At 61.0% G+C, this 14,682-nt stretch carries 11 protein-coding genes; 6 read left to right on the forward strand and 5 right to left on the reverse strand.

All coding sequences use genetic code 11. The annotated features are described in order from the left end of the window. Positions 1-111: 111 nt before the first annotated feature. The 4 genes from FHS02_RS10300 to FHS02_RS10315 all read right to left on the reverse strand — a co-directional run bounded on the left by FHS02_RS10300 (position 112) and on the right by FHS02_RS10315 (position 6,488). A complete protein-coding gene (locus FHS02_RS10300; protein WP_137313341.1) occupies positions 112-2,703 on the reverse strand; it encodes a hypothetical protein in 2,592 nt (863 codons plus the stop codon). A 158-nt stretch (positions 2,704-2,861) separates the two neighbouring features. Beyond that, positions 2,862-4,553 carry a hypothetical protein gene (locus FHS02_RS10305; protein ID WP_137313342.1) on the reverse strand — a complete coding sequence of 564 codons (1,692 nt, stop codon included), beginning with the start codon at positions 4,551-4,553 and terminating at the stop codon, positions 2,862-2,864. 4 nt (positions 4,554-4,557) lie between these two features. After that, positions 4,558-5,763: a hypothetical protein gene (locus FHS02_RS10310; protein ID WP_137313343.1), complete on the reverse strand. Its 1,206-nt coding sequence runs from the start codon at positions 5,761-5,763 to the stop codon at positions 4,558-4,560. 305 nt (positions 5,764-6,068) lie between these two features. Further along, positions 6,069-6,488, reverse strand: coding sequence for a hypothetical protein (locus FHS02_RS10315; RefSeq protein ID WP_137313344.1), 420 nt, complete (start codon positions 6,486-6,488; stop codon positions 6,069-6,071). A 285-nt stretch (positions 6,489-6,773) separates the two neighbouring features. Between FHS02_RS10315 and FHS02_RS10320 the strand changes: the two genes are divergently transcribed. From FHS02_RS10320 to FHS02_RS10335, 4 genes are all read left to right on the forward strand, one after another. Beyond that, the gene (locus FHS02_RS10320; protein ID WP_175424766.1) at positions 6,774-7,643 is read left to right on the forward strand and encodes a sialate O-acetylesterase; all 870 of its coding nucleotides are present in this window, start codon (positions 6,774-6,776) and stop codon (positions 7,641-7,643) included. Positions 7,644-7,759: 116 nt separating this feature from the next. Further along, the gene (locus tag FHS02_RS10325; protein ID WP_137313346.1) at positions 7,760-9,367 is read left to right on the forward strand and encodes an EAL domain-containing protein; all 1,608 of its coding nucleotides are present in this window, start codon (positions 7,760-7,762) and stop codon (positions 9,365-9,367) included. A 120-nt stretch (positions 9,368-9,487) separates the two neighbouring features. Then, positions 9,488-10,492 carry an EthD domain-containing protein gene (locus FHS02_RS10330; RefSeq protein WP_137313347.1) on the forward strand — a complete coding sequence of 335 codons (1,005 nt, stop codon included), beginning with the start codon at positions 9,488-9,490 and terminating at the stop codon, positions 10,490-10,492. Between the two features lie 543 nt (positions 10,493-11,035). Next, entirely contained in the window at positions 11,036-11,446 is a 411-nt protein-coding gene (locus tag FHS02_RS10335; RefSeq protein WP_137313348.1) for a hypothetical protein, read from the forward strand. A 33-nt stretch (positions 11,447-11,479) separates the two neighbouring features. Here FHS02_RS10335 and FHS02_RS10340 read toward each other — a convergent pair whose 3' ends face one another. Next, positions 11,480-12,490, reverse strand: coding sequence for an SLAC1 anion channel family protein (locus tag FHS02_RS10340; protein WP_137313349.1), 1,011 nt, complete (start codon positions 12,488-12,490; stop codon positions 11,480-11,482). A 213-nt stretch (positions 12,491-12,703) separates the two neighbouring features. Between FHS02_RS10340 and FHS02_RS10345 the strand changes: the two genes are divergently transcribed. Together FHS02_RS10345 and FHS02_RS10350 are read left to right on the forward strand one after the other, a co-directional pair. Beyond that, entirely contained in the window at positions 12,704-13,468 is a 765-nt protein-coding gene (locus FHS02_RS10345) for an SDR family oxidoreductase (protein ID WP_137313350.1), read from the forward strand. 98 nt (positions 13,469-13,566) lie between these two features. Next, on the forward strand, positions 13,567-14,502 hold the full coding sequence (locus FHS02_RS10350) for a GlxA family transcriptional regulator (protein WP_175424767.1): 936 nt from the start codon (positions 13,567-13,569) through the stop codon (positions 14,500-14,502). Positions 14,503-14,682 lie beyond the last annotated feature (180 nt).

Genomic DNA, 14,682 nt, shown 5'->3' on the forward strand with positions numbered 1-14,682 from the left:
GCCACCTATCCTGGGAAATTTTCGGCTGGCCTGACACGAAAAATCCACTGCTTTGGCTACCGTGGCGTTGCCGGCTGCCGCACTAGTCCGCGGGACCAGCAACAGTCGTCATTAATCTTTCCAGTAAGGGCTGATCCGCAAGACCAAAGCTGCACGCAATGTCAGGTAGCACCAAGTTAAATAAGCGAATGCGCCGGAAGCTAACCCCATAGCAACCATGATTGCTATGTGCAAAGGTTTAAACTTTGCACTTCCTGGATCGTTAATGGAGCCAAGGGAGGACAAAGCATTACGCTCACTGCTGCTGAGACTTGAATCTGCTGCCGCGTCCGCAATTGCATGCTTGATGGCATCGAGATAGGGACTAAAGGAAATGTCTGTTCGCTTGGCAGGATCGGCCCAGGTATCTGCATCGACCAAACGTGACCGCACCCACATCTGTTTCCCGAATGTCGAGTTGGCGGGACCTGCATCCCGCACCGTGCAGCGGCGATAATCGACGGACGATTCGCTTTCGGAAGTTCGCTGACCAGATGGATCAAACATTCCCAGCGTAACAAGGCAGGCAACTGCTTTGTCGGAAAAACTCTTGGTGGAAGACGAAACCTTCAGCAGGGCATCATGCCCGGCCTCCAATCCTAGCAGGCTCAGGCGCCTTTTTAGCTCCAATATCATTGCATTGTCGTCAGCCTTGCTGACCAAAGTCGCTGCGAGCATATGACGAGCCAGCTGATTGCGATCGACACCAATCTTGGCAAGCGCGTCCTCATTCAACGGTCGCGCCTTGCCACCCACATTAAATGCCTCCTCGAGTGCATTACCATAGCGTGCCATAGCGTCCTGCTCGTTAAAATCGACACGAAAGCCGGCGTGGGCCATTATCAACTGACGAGCCACTGTAGGGAGAACAAACTCATTCAACGACTGACTGTTCTTGAAGGTGTTGATCCGGGCGGCTTCGAACTCATTCAGCGCCGCCTGGATCCGGCTCACATAGTCGCCATCTTGCGGGGCGCGGTAATACTGCTCCAGGGCGGAAGCGTAGTGAAAAGCGCGTCGAGTAACAGTATCCGCCGAAGTAAACTCGGGCGGGCGGCCCTGCCCGCACCGCGGATTACTCCTGCATTTCGTAATTTCCCCGAATATCCTGGTAACTTCCCTGCCATTTTTCGAATTCGGATCTGGCATCAGCGCAACCAGGCCGTTCGGTTGTTGCGGCGGAGCAGCTACCAGAAAGTCCTCCTCTACTTGGAAAGTGTCCTTGTCTTTCCTCAACTGCCTTCTCACGACATCCCTCCAATCCGACGGGCGCTTCCAGAGTTCGCCGGCATCGAGGGCAAAACCTGCTGGCAACCCGGCTTGCCCGCGTATCTGTTCATCGATATTCAAGCGCTCGCTTTTCGCTACCTCTTCAGCGGACCGATAAGTAAACAGGCCGGCAACGGCGATAATTAGCAAAATAGGCCCAGCCGCCAATATCACACGACAAGCCCGCGAATACCTGTGCGAAAAGTCGAATTCGGCTTGCTTACTGATTTTAACTAAACTCATCAGCCACTGATCTATTCTACGCAGCAGTCCCTGCCCCTCGAGCGGATTCATTACCGCATTATCGAGCATCCTGAACATCGCAGGATCCTCTTGAGCAAGCACTGCCTTGCGCATTTTCCAGATAATATGGAACATGCGCGTAACGCCGAAGGAGTCGTTCGATGCCTCTGTCGTTCCTATTTGCCCCTCATGACTGCAGACATGGCCGGCTGCATAGAACATGGGCTTTGCCCCGAGTACGGCCCTGAAGAGGGATTGGGACATTCCAGCGAGCGCTTGAAGTGAACTGCGTTCGCGAGGAATAGCGATGTCGCGCAGATTTACCCAGCATGGCAGCCGATCGGCCTTTGACACTGCAAAATAGACTGGCTTAAATCCCGTTGCCTGCTGGACCAGCGCGACAACCGGATCTTCTATGCCAAACTCGTGATCGCCTCCCGGCGGGCTCGAACCGGCTATTGCTGATCCATCCACGGCCTGGCGGACCGCTTCCTGATCGGTATGCGCCGGTTCATCGATTTTGAGTTGCGTGCGGATATAACTGAAAAATCTGATATAAATACTTTCCGGGCTGATGCCGCCGCGGCGCCCCGCGCCTACGACATATTGCGTGTGCCAAGGATCCTCGCCGGTCGTCCGGGCGCCGCCTTTAGGCGCCGGCAGTGCACCAGCCGACATATAAATGATAATCGCATCCATTGCCTCAAGGGCAGCGGGATAGACTTCGGAGAGCGGCTCGCCCGCCATGTGCGCATTAAAATCTTCTCCAGGCAGATCGATGACCATAAAATGTGCGGTCTTGTCGAACGCGAACTGCGTTTCGGTCGATGTATAACTACCGCGTCGTGTGCCTTCGGTAGCCCCACCTTGTAGACCCGTTTGCTCAGGCGAATTTCCCCGTACCAGTCTTTTATTCAGAAAAGTCTTGCCATGGGCGGGAAGCCCAAATACCACCACGACAGTGCCACCTGAATAATTTTCCCGGAATTCCTTGATTCTCCTTGCCAGCTCTTGCGCAGCACGCTGGGTCGCGCTGAGCTCTCCATCTGCTTCAGGCGCGCTATGCAGGTATGGCGGCGCAGCATCGTGCGCCATCTGTTTCATGGCGTTCTGCTGTTCATCAGCATCGCGGATAGACGCGTCCTCGTCCACTGGCTCACCTCCCTCGGTTGGCCTTTGCGATGGCGGCGCCGCGTAATACTGAGGATTGCGCGTTTCGCAATTGGGGCAAAACTCGTAAGACACAGGATATTTGCATCCACAATCGCCGCAAGTAACCGAGTCACCCTGGCTCGGCACTGCAATATCGATTACCATTTTGTCCCCCGCTTTGGCAAACCTGGCACCGATTGATTGGAGCGGCGTTGGCCCACGAAATCAAACAGTGCGAGCAAGGTGCGTTGTGCGGGCGTGATATCGACCGTCTTCGACAGTCGTGCCTTGCGCAACGCCGTCTGTAGCACGCCCCAGAGGCCTAGATGGCGCAATTCATCGAATACCGTTACCACGAATATCGCCGCCGCACGCCGGTCGCCGCTGTACTGCCGTAAAAGCGCCGGTCCGAACCAGGACAGAAAAAGCATGGGATTCGACGCCGTGTCCAATACCATTCGCGAAAACAACCGGGGGGACTGGACGATGCGCCGATGTCCGATCAGAATGACGTCCGAGATCTCTGCCGGCAAGCGCTCCGGATCCTGCATGCCCCTGGTTAAAATCCGGCATACGGCATGGCTCGCGCCGTCGGCAACCAATTCGCCACGCTCGAATTCGTCCAGTGCGCTTTGCAGCAAATCCTGCAGCGCGATGGCATGCCGTGCCTCTACCCACGTACTGAACAGCGTTGGGTGATGTGGATGCAGATATTGGTCGAGTAATATATTGCGCAACGCCGGGCTGATTTCGCTGGCGAGGTTGCCAACTGAACCAGGTAGTTCGGTTAGAAGACGTGCCAGGTGCCGGATCAGTAGTTCGGGATTCGTCAGGTGCAATGCTTGCAGGATGTCGGCATGCGCGAGCAGCTTCCAAGGGAGCAGCGATGGCACTCCCGCCTCGGTCAATTCGACCTGATCCTGTAATAAGCGCACGACCCATTCCAGGCGCGGTGTCAGCTGCAGATTTGTAACGCAAGCGATCATTGCCTCCTGCAGCGCATTGCGGCTCTGGGGATCGTAGCTGAGCACCTGGAAAATCCTGGCCAGCCGCATACTCACCGGAGGACGAATGGCAACAACTCGTCCAAGCAAGCTGCGCAGTGCATTTGCGTCATCGCGCGGATCGATATCGGCAATTATGGCGGAATCGAGCAGCGTCCCCATCGCCACCCACTGCTCGGCTTTCCTATAGGACGGCAGTTCTCTGGTCGATGCCGGTCCAAGCCGGAATACCGAAAAATACGTCTCTTCAGGTGCTGACCGGGACGCAAAGCGAGGCATGGCCGGGCTACTGAAAACTGCCGGGCAAACGGCAAACAGCAGCAGGGCTGTGCCTATTTCGTCGCGAGGCGATGCTTGTACATCGTTGGATGTGATCTGTCCCCTGCGCTCGTCCATCAATTGAGCGAGTAGCGATGTCAATGGCGAACCGATCCGCGCAAAGAAGCTTGCGATGTCATCAATATCGGGGCAGGTAACATTATTGTGGTGGCCCCAAGCGGCGGCGGCACCGATCTGTGCCGGTGCCTCGGGTATCAGATTCAGCAACGGGCGCATATCGCATCCCCACGTCATCTCGGCCCGCCTCACCACCAGTGCCTGGGCAGTTGCAGCGGCACCGCGCTCCCCGCCAGCTTGCGGTGTCACGCGGATCAGTGCGCAGTACAGTTGATCGATCCCAACCCAATACCAGTGTTCGGTAAAATGCTCCCGAGAACGGTCACACCAGTTCACTAGCCCTAGGCCAACCGAGGTAGGAAGCTGGCCATCCCGGCACGCGATCAGACCAAAATCTCCGCCAGCGTTACGCCATCCTAAATCGACACGTTGTGCTGAGACGTGGCCCATGGTTTTACTGACCAGTGGAAGCCGAAGCGGAATCGCCCACGCACTGGGTTAGCAAAAGCTCGATGTAGTCTTGCCATAGGGCTTGATCGGATTTTTCCGGCATCGAAATCTGATCCGCTCCTCTCAAGCATCCAGCTTCGTGCGTCCTCAGTATTTTAACGGCAGGTTCAGCAGACTTTCCGTCAACTGCAATAGCAGGCGAGGAACCTGAGGTCTCATTCGCCAGCAATTGCAACAGCCCGCTAACAATTTCACGCCGTGGCGCATCGTTTTTAATCCGCACCAGTGCTTTAGACAGTTCCGCCGACGTTCTGATGGGGGACTTCACGCCCTTTGGTGAATGAATATTTGACAGGCAATTTGCGAAGGAAATGGCTTTGCTGGAGGAACTGCAGGCGCTCAATTTCACACCTGCGTCCATTATTTTTGTTAGCGAAATTTTGTTGATCGGCTTCAGGGAATCAACGGATTTTTTATCTATTGTGGGAGCAGGCTTATCTCTTGACGGTACTTCAGGTAATGGCGTCGCAAGCTGATCAGCTTGTTTTTCTTTCACGGGAGGAGCCATTTCTGCTTGCGCTGGCGGCCTGCCAGGTACCGCCGCTTGATCTGTTATGTTCGCCCTTATCCATATGTACATGGGTAATACGAAAAGAACCCCGGTAAGAAGAGCACACAACAATGCCGTCGTACACTGGTCCAGGAACGTGTCGAGAGAGCCCTTTGCTTTCACGTTCTCCGTCGCTGGCCTGGGATGTGGGATGCTCTTGTTCTCGAGCGAAGGAGCAGCTACCCCGCGGAATCTCGCTGCCTCGCCAATCTGGTCGATCTTCCCTGACTGTCTGTTGAGGATATTGATCAGAATGTCGGTTCTTTCCAACAGCATATCGACATCTCGATCGAGGCTTTCCGATACCGATGGGCCTTGCAGGAGCTTTTTCAACTCCAGAATTGCAGCCGCCTGCTCGGCGACGCTACTAGCAAGACCCTTCGCCAGCCGCGCATGGCTTTCGCTTGCCATCGCGATTTTGGCAATGTCGGCCTTCAGATCCTGGAGATTTGCTGCGGATGCGGCCCCAATGCGGTCCGCTATTTTTTCTGGAAGGGAAGCACCTGCCCCCCTGCTCGCATGCTCTACAACAAGATCAGCGAATTCCTGGATGAGCCAATCATCGGCGCCACCCCTCACTGTTTGCGCTTTGGAATCCATACATATCTCTCCTGGGAAAAAACACGCGGAAAGCCAAAGCGTCACTGGGTGTAGTGACCGGTACGATATTCGGTATCGATTCATATTAAACGTCGGCGACGTACCCTGCAAGGCTGCAAATCTCGCGGTACATAATCTGCAACACCGCCATGGGAAAATGCAGGGCTACCAGTTTAAGCAAAGTTCTCCTTAAGACATATTTTAGTGAGTCAATAAGTTATTCATTGCAACCACAATTATTTCCCTCACACGCCAGCATTGAAGCAGTATTTCCTTACTGATGCATTGAGCTGCCCGATCGCCCTCTAGTTGCCGTGAGATGGACTGTATGCAACATCGGAGGCTAACTTTTTTTGCTCATCGAAGTAAACTTTAACGGCGTACTTCTCAGATGGCAGAGCAACCACAATCATCGTGGCACGGCCGGCCTCTAACAGCTGCCAGCGGCACCGGTTAGATAAGCTTAAGCCAGGCTGGTCCGCCATAGTGGAGCATAATAATGATGTCGAACCAGCTCCTCTGGAAAGCATGGGATCGGCAAGATTACGCGTGTAGCCGTTGAGCAGGATTGTCGAACATGGCATGAGCAAGGCGTCAAACCCAGAATACTGGACCTGCGCATTGTCTGTAGCTTCAGGAACGTTCGCGTTCAGGTCAGCCGCTTTGCGGGCATCACCGCCCTCGAGCAATTCACTCACTGTCAACAGCGCATGGGGACGCATCATATGCACAGACTTACTCCGCGAAGGTGCCCAGTGCACAACGAACGCTGGACCTGGCGGTCAACCGACCGGCAATACCGCAAACTGCCTCGACAGGTCTCACCCGAGCTACGCTGGTTTCGACAGACAAATCGCGGCGCGGCCGGTGACATTTCCTTGTTTTGCCGCCCTGCGGACGATGCCACTTCGTGCATTGAAGCGCCGGTGTACCGGTTTTCAATCGCTGCGCTGTATCAGTGCTGTGGTCTGAGTTACCTCGTTTTGCACGCCTTCCTCCTGGCCATGGCCATGCTTGCAACCGGCTGCACCGAATCGCCTCCACGGTACGCCGGCACAGGGTACGACGTGGTGCTGCTCGCCGGGCAGTCGAACATGTCGGGCCGCGGCCTGGGTGCGGACCCGATGGCGGATACGCCGGCCGATGCGCGCCTGCTTGCATGGGATGCGCGGGCCAATACATTGCGCCTCGCGCGCGACCCGCTGCCGCACCAGGACCTTGGCGAACGCCCGGTCCGGATCGGGCCCGGTATCTCGTTCGGCCACGCCTACCTGGCGCGCGGCGGCGCCGGCCGGCAACTGGTGCTGGTACCCGCCGCGTATGGCGGCACGGGTTTCACCGACAAGGCCGGCAGCTGGCGCGTCACCGGTGCGGCTGTTTCGCCGCTGGTGACCGAGGCGGTGGCGCGCGCCAATGCGGCGATGCGTGCGGCGCACGCCCGCGGTGCGCCTGCGCGTTTCGTTGCCATTCTCTGGCACCAGGGGGAAACGGACGGCGGTACCCGCATGGCCCCGGAGGCCTACGCCGCCGAACTGGTGGCGCTTGCCGGCTACCTGCGCAGCCACATCGACGGCGCCGGACCGTCGACGCCATTCATCGTCGGCCAGTATGTGCCGGCCTTTCTGGCGGGAAGTCCTTCGCTGCAGCGGATTGCCGGCATCAATCGCAATCTCCCCGCCACGCTGGCGCGCAGTGCCTGCGTCGGCAGCGCGGGCCTGTCCGGCAATGGCCCGTCCGACACCATCCACTTCGACGCCGCTTCGCAGCGCGTCCTCGGCGGCCGCTACGCCGCTGCACTCGACGCACTGGAGCGCCACGACACGTCCGCGCCGTGCGATTGGCGCCTGGAGGAGCCGCGCACCGGACATCAGGTGCCTTGAATCGAACGATCGTGTGTCCTGTTCCAGGCCGACAACGGTTCCACGGAAGGGTTTGCCATGGCCAGGCGGGTATACTTCGCTGCCATTCATAAAATGCCGACAGCCGGCCCTGCCCGATGCCACAAGGATCCACGCGTAAAAAGGCCCTGTATGCGCTGATCCTGCTGGCTGCGCTGGGACAGGCCGTGCTATTGCCCTGGCTCGCATGGAAGGAAGCACAGCGCCAGGCATTCGATGCGGAAGCCGAGCTGGCGCTGGCTTTCGCGCGCGACGTACGGTACCGCGCAGACCAGATCGTGCGCCAGGTCGACAATGGCATTGCATTGCTGGTCCGGTCGGGCTACCCGCCCTGCTCCGACCAGGCCCGTGCGCTGATGCGCGAAGTCGACCTGACATCCACGCATCTCCAGGCCATCGGCTATAGCCGCGATGGCGTCATGGTCTGTTCTTCGCTTGGCGACGCGGCCATCGAACTGGGTAGCAATTCCTTCGTGACCGGGAAGGGTACGAGACTGTTCCTGAACGTCCCGGTGGGCAGCCGTACCGGCAGCGCGCTGATGGCGGTCGAGCGGCAAGGATTCACGGCCCTGGTTCACCGCAGCTTGCCGCTCGATACCTGGACCGCCGTCAGCGGTGTTTCCGTTGCGGTGATGCAGCTGGACCGGCCCAGGGATGGCCGGCCGATCGTCTCGCGCGGCCATGTCGATCCTGCCTGGGTTGCTCGTCTCGGCCACCGCCGCGAGACCGCGTTCGCGGATGACCGCTACGTGGTCGCCATCGTGCGCTCGCCGCTCGTGCCGTCCGTGGCCGTCGCCGCCCTGCCGCTGTCGCGCATCGCGGCACGCGCCGAGTCCATCGCCATCCGCCTGGTGCCTGCCGGGCTGGCCGCCGGCATAGCCGTCGCGGTGGCAATCATGGCGTTTGCACGGCGGCAGATGTCCGTCGCGGCGGCGCTGCGCCATGGTCTGGCGCATCATGCATTTATCCTTGCCTACCAGCCCATTGTCGATCTCCGCACGGGCAGGTGCATCGGCGCGGAAGCATTGTTGCGAATGCGCAGGGATAGCGGAGAACTCATCGGCCCGGACCTGTTCATTCCCATTGCCGAGCAGACCGGCCTGATCACCCGCATGACGGAGCGGGTATTCGAACTAGTCGAGCAAGATGCCGGGCATTTCCTGGCGCGGCATCCGGACTTCCATATCGCATTGAATATCTCGGCCGCGGACCTGCGCTCGGCGTCGCTGCTGCCGTCGATCGACCGCCTGCTTCAACGCACCGGTGCCAGGCCGGCGAATCTCATTGTCGAGATCACGGAAAGGGGATTCGTCGATCCCGCCACCGCGCGGCGCGCGCTGGCCGCGCTGCGCGAACGGGGCATCGCCATCGCCATCGACGATTTCGGCACGGGTTACTCGAGCCTGTCGTACCTCGAATCGCTGGACGTGGACCTGCTCAAGATCGACCGCTCCTTCATCGAGACGATCGGCACGGGCGCGCCGACCAGCCAGGTCGTCGGCCACATCATCGCCATGGCGCGCACCATAGGCTTGCGGATGATCGCCGAGGGGATCGAAACGCGCGAGCAGGCTGAATTCGTCCGCCGGCAAGGCGTCGAATATGCCCAGGGCTGGTTGTTCGGAAAGCCGGTGGAGTTCAGGACAATCGAACAGCTCTGCGCCATCGAGGCTGCACGGCCCCCGGGCGAGATGTCCGATGAATGAGCGCGAAGAAGCCGATGAGGACCGCGCCGCCATCTGGCAGGCGGCATATTGTGCAGCACCGCACCGAGCCAGTGCGGGGACGTACGTATCGTCGTGTATCCTTCAAACGAAAGATACGCCATGGCGACCGACTTCGACCGTACCGACCATCAACACCGTCCTCCGTTGGGGACGACCCGTGCTTCCACCAGCAAACCCCTGATCGTGACGCCGACGTTCGTCAGCCGCGTCGACGATACGGCGCGTGGCGAACGGCCGCAGGATGCGGGTGCCTCCAGAAGCCGCCACGGCAACGAAGTGCACTTCCCCAACTGGCGTCCCCATGCGTTGGCGCTGGAGGGCAACCCCAACCTGGCATTCGAGCACTGGGACGAATACTGGCGCAAGGTCCACGGACCCAAGTTCGCGTGGGACGAACCGGGCAGTTCGTCGGCGGCCGTGCTGCGCTACGACCAGGTGCACCGCGTGGCGTCCGGTCCCTCCTCCTTCTTCCCGCCGCCATACCGTGCCATGCTCGCCGAAGACGGGCGGCTGCCGTCCGATCCGGAGAAGCGCGTTCCCGCCTACGCACGCCCGCGCTGGGACGGCTTCGCCTATATCGCTTACGCCGACGAGGCGGACCTCGAGCAGACGCTGGGCCAGGAGAAGTTCGGCAAACGCGTCATCGCGGACGAGCAGGTGGCTTTTCGCATGGTCACGCGCGAGATCACGCGCGAATACATCCTGATTCCCAGCGCGCGCCACCGCGATCCGGTCAGCCTCGTCATGATCCACCTGCGCGCACCCGGCATGTCGCGCGAGGCGTTCCAGCAGCGTTTGCTGGGCGAGCATGCCCGGCTTGTCATGGCGCAGCCGTCCACCCGCGAACTGGTGCTGCGTTATGCCCAGTTGCACAACATCGGCTCGACCCAGCAGGATCCCGAGGGCAGCCGGATCGATGCGGTCTCGGTACTGTCGTTCGCCTCGCTCAACGATGTCGAGGATTTCCTGGTCGGTGCGGACTACCCGGCCATCGCTGCTTCGCTCGACGCGCTGCAGGGCGAAGGCTCGGAATGGTGGACCGGCATTAACTACGGTGTCATCAACCGGCTGGGGCCGGAAGTGGCCAGCGAACTGCCGTTGTAGTCCGCCTCGACGCGTGGCAGGTCTGATGGAGCGCAATGGGCGCCGCGTGCGGCGCCCATTGCGCCTGCCTGCTCTCTGTCTGTGCTGTTGTTGCAACTTCACAAAAAAATTCCCTTGTGACACAGTAAATATCAAGAAGCAATGTAATAATATCGGCTAACACACGCTTTCTGTATTTTTTGCATAGCTTCTTGGGATTAATGCAATGTTCGACGTTCTTGATAAACCGCCAGCCACCAGGGCAAGCGCTGACATGCTTCAGGTCGCACATGTGCGAGCCCGTTTGCTGTCCGCAGGCATCGCGAGCGCGTCGCCTTCGCTGGCATGATCGACCCAGCGATGATTCAAACCGAAGCCGGTGTTCCCCCTAACGCCAACGTCGTCCGTACCGCTGTCCCGGTTAGCGACAGAAGGAGCGGGATCTTCCTCGCGAACCCGCCCGTCGACGTACCGGGCTCGACGCGGGCAGGAGAAAGCCCTGCTCCGGAGAGTACGACCAGCGCCCAATCCACGGCTTGCAGGCGGCAGTCAGAAAAGAAAACCATGCACGAGCTTCGCCAGGATGCGTTGATGGCGCAGAGGGTGGAGACGGGATTGATCTTCATGGAGATGCTCGGCATCGACGACGCCCTCGCCTACTGGCGGACATCGGAAGTGCCCGAGGCGATCATCGACCGCCTGATCAATGGCAACCGGAACGGCAAGGCGCCCGTCCAGCAGCGCTCCGCACCGTGTTCCGAAGAACTGCACACGGATGCGCGGATCACCCTGTTCTACAGCAATACCGGCCGCCGCCGGGACGTGATCGGCGCGGCCGTCGTGCAGGCTGCGCTTGCCGTGTTCCAGGAACTCGGTCGCGAGCGTGCCGAACAGATGCTGCGCCGCGAAGGCCTTGGCGAGGCGGTCATCAGCCGGGTACTGGCGCCGCACGGCGAAGGACGGCGCAGCGCGTGAGCTAGCCGCGACTGCGGGCGCGGGACAAGACTCTTACCCGATCAGCGTACGCAATTCGCCGCGCGCGATTTCCGCCAGCGTGCGCAGCAGCAGGCCGGCGATGACGACGGTGGCAATACCGAGCATCAGCATGGCGATACCGTTGGTGTACACATCCTGCGCGTGGCCGGCGTAGCGCAGCGTTGCGGTTGCCGAGGCGGCCAGCGGGAAGCTGACGGCCCACCAGGACACTCGAAAAGGCGAGCAGCGCGGCAGGTTGCGCAAGCGGCCCAGCAGCACCGCCAGCATGAACAGCATCAGCATGTAGAGTGCCGTGGCGAATTCGTCGACGCGCCCGGTGGTGCTCGCATAGGAAGAGAATCCCACCGCGAACGGAGCCACCATGATCATCAGCGATGGGCGCAGCGGCTCCGGCATCGGCTCCTGGAACATCAGGCGCGACAGGATCAGCGTCAGCAGCGGCAACGCGAAGAACAGTCCTACCCCCAGCGCGAACATGGCCACGCCGTGGAGACCTGGCCAATGCAATGCCGGCAAGGCCAGCGGGACATCGAGCATGCCGACCACGGGAACGATCCACGCCGGCGTCGCGTGAACAGGCTCCTGCGCGCCGCGCATCCAGCGGCTGACGATGAACCAGGCGAATACGGTCATGCCGACCGCGCCTGCCGCCCAGAGTGCCCGGGCCAGCGGCAGGCTGGCGTCGGCCAGCAGCATCGGCAACAGCAGGACACTGATCAGGGGCGTGCCGAACATATTGCCCGCAACGGGATGATTGAATTCGGCCTGCACGGCACCGAACGCCGTCAGCGCCTTGATGCCATAAGCGGCGGTCACGGCGACAAACGCCAGCATGGCAAGCCAACCGAGGCCGATGCCGATCCAGGCCGGCGCGCCAAGCTGCGCATGCGCGGAGCGCCAGGCCAGCGCAAGTCCGGCCAGCCCCATGACCGCGCCGAACAGGGCAACCGGCAAGGCCGTGACGCTGCTGCCCCCAGCCGCAGCGGTGGAAGGCGCAAGCTGCGCGCCGGTGCTCGTCGTCATGGTGATCTCTCCTGTGCGTAAGCCGGACCAGCCGGTATCGCCCGCAGCGTAGTCCTTGCGGCATTCGATCGCCTCCTCCGAACGGGAGGGAGGTATCGGCATTCCGAGGCCGAGGCCGCAGGATGTCCTGAATTGCGTTAACCACGTCCCACGCGCACGTTTCCGGCGGCCCAGAATGGCAGTCATTCACTCAACTGAACCGAAAGGAACATCATGAAAACCAGCGGCAATACGATCTTCATCACGGGCGGCACCTCGGGCATCGGCCGCGGCATCGCGGAAGCCTTCCACCGCCAGGGCAACCAGGTCATCATCAGCGGGCGCCGCAAGGGGCTGCTCGATGAAGTGACCAGGGCGAATCCCGGCATGCATGGCGTGGAACTGGATATCCAGGATCCGCAGCAGATCAAGGCCGCGGCCGCGCAGCTGGTACGCGATTTTCCGGACCTGAATGTGTTGTTCAACAACGCCGGCATCATGCCGTTCGACGACGCCGCCGGCACCATCGACGACGAGACCGCTGTCGCCACCGTGGCGACGAATCTGCTGGGTCCCGTGCGCATGACCTCCGCCCTGCTGCCGCACCTGAAGACCCGGGACGACGCGGCGGTGATCCACAATTCCTCGGTACTGGCCTTTGTTCCGCTGGCCAGCACCGCCGTGTATTCGGCCACCAAGGCCGCCATGCACTCCTATGCGCTGTCCCAGCGCTTCATGCTGGCGGGCAGCGGCGTGCGCGTGATCGAGATTTCGCCGCCGTGGGTCGATACGGACCTGGTCTACAAGAGCGGCGATGCCCGCGCCATGCCACTACCCGACTTCGTCGCCGCCACCATGGCTGGCCTGGCGGACGGCAGGGATGAAGTCTATGTGGACGGCATCCAGGCGTTGCGCGACAACCCCGGCTCGGGCGAGCACGCGTTCGTGAACGCCTTCAACCAGTCGCTGAAGGACAATCCGATCCCTGTCGGGCACTGAGCAATGCGTGCCGTGCCGCCCATGCGGCACGGCACCGCGCTCACAGGGCCTCGCCCGCTTCGTACAGGCTACCGAATACCCAGGATACGGACTACCCCATGATTCGTACCATCGGCATCTTCGTGTTTCCCGGCTTTTCGACGATCGACCTGGCCGTGATGACGGTCTTCGAAATCGCCAACCGCCAGCCTGGCGGGCCATACTACCGGCTGGAACTGCTGTCCGACCGCGACGGCATCGTCGCCAGCGGCGCCGGCGCCATGGTGCATGCGCGTGCCTGGCGCGAGAGCGACCGCACCTTCGATACCATCCTCCTGCTCAGCACCCACCAGCCGATGCCGGGCGATGCCGATATCGTTGCATCGCTCCGGCATGCCGGTGCTGCCGCGCGGCGCACCGGCACTGTGTGCAGCGGCATGCGCCTGATGGCCGCCACCGGCCTGCTGGACGGCCGGCGCGTCACCACGCACTGGTCGCGCACCGGCGACCTGCAGGCCAAGTTTCCCAAGCTGAAGGTGCAGCCCGACCAGATCCATGTCCGCGACGGGAACCACTGGAGCTGTTCCGGCATGACCGCCTCTGTCGACATGGCACTCGCCATGGTGGAGGAGGACCTCGGCCCCGGGATCGCGCTGACAGTGGCGCGCGTCATGGTCGTGTACCACTGGCGCAGCGGGGCCCACACCCAGGCCTCGACCTTGCTCGACATGGCGCCGAAGACAAGCCGCATCCAAGCCGCACTCACCTACGCGCGCCAGAACCTGCGCCGGCCGCTGACGGTCGACACGCTGGCCGAGCATGCGGGCCTGAGCCGGCGCCACTTCACGCGCCTGTTCCGCGCTGAAACGGGCCAGTCGCCGGCCCGGGCGATCGAGGAGCTGCGCGCCGAGGCCGCCCGCGCGCTGCTCGAAGGCGGGACGCTGTCGCTCGAGGCGATCGCCCGCGAGACGGGCTTCAACGGTGCGGAACAGATGCGCCAGGCGCTGTTCCGCGTCTTTGGGCAAACGCCACAGGCACTGCGCCGCCGCGCCTGAACGCTTTTTCCGCCCCTCGCCAAAGGGAGAGGGACGATGGCCCGAATCAGGGCTTTTCCGGCCCATGGCAAGAGCGGCCCGTTCCTATAATCGGCTTCATCTCGTCAACCGGAGTCCGACATGACCCATGAAGCCACGCCTGCGCCGCGTATCGCGCAGTCCAGCCACATCCGCGGAGGG

The organism is Pseudoduganella umbonata, assembly GCF_014192225.1.
Taxonomy (GTDB): Bacteria; Pseudomonadota; Gammaproteobacteria; order Burkholderiales; family Burkholderiaceae_D; genus Rugamonas; species Rugamonas umbonata.

Excerpts from the sequence above, each read along its gene's own strand:
- FHS02_RS10305 (WP_137313342.1), bottom strand. The coding sequence starts at position 4,553 with ATGGGCCACGTCTCAGCACAACGTGTCGATTTAGGATGGCGTAACGCT.
- FHS02_RS10310 (WP_137313343.1), bottom strand. The coding sequence starts at position 5,763 with ATGGATTCCAAAGCGCAAACAGTGAGGGGTGGCGCCGATGATTGGCTC.
- FHS02_RS10315 (WP_137313344.1), bottom strand. The coding sequence starts at position 6,488 with ATGATGCGTCCCCATGCGCTGTTGACAGTGAGTGAATTGCTCGAGGGC.
- FHS02_RS10320 (WP_175424766.1), top strand. The coding sequence starts at position 6,774 with ATGCTTGCAACCGGCTGCACCGAATCGCCTCCACGGTACGCCGGCACA.
- FHS02_RS10325 (WP_137313346.1), top strand. The coding sequence starts at position 7,760 with ATGCCACAAGGATCCACGCGTAAAAAGGCCCTGTATGCGCTGATCCTG.
- FHS02_RS10330 (WP_137313347.1), top strand. The coding sequence starts at position 9,488 with ATGGCGACCGACTTCGACCGTACCGACCATCAACACCGTCCTCCGTTG.
- FHS02_RS10335 (WP_137313348.1), top strand. The coding sequence starts at position 11,036 with ATGCACGAGCTTCGCCAGGATGCGTTGATGGCGCAGAGGGTGGAGACG.
- FHS02_RS10340 (WP_137313349.1), bottom strand. The coding sequence starts at position 12,490 with ATGACGACGAGCACCGGCGCGCAGCTTGCGCCTTCCACCGCTGCGGCT.
- FHS02_RS10345 (WP_137313350.1), top strand. The coding sequence starts at position 12,704 with ATGAAAACCAGCGGCAATACGATCTTCATCACGGGCGGCACCTCGGGC.
- FHS02_RS10350 (WP_175424767.1), top strand. The coding sequence starts at position 13,567 with ATGATTCGTACCATCGGCATCTTCGTGTTTCCCGGCTTTTCGACGATC.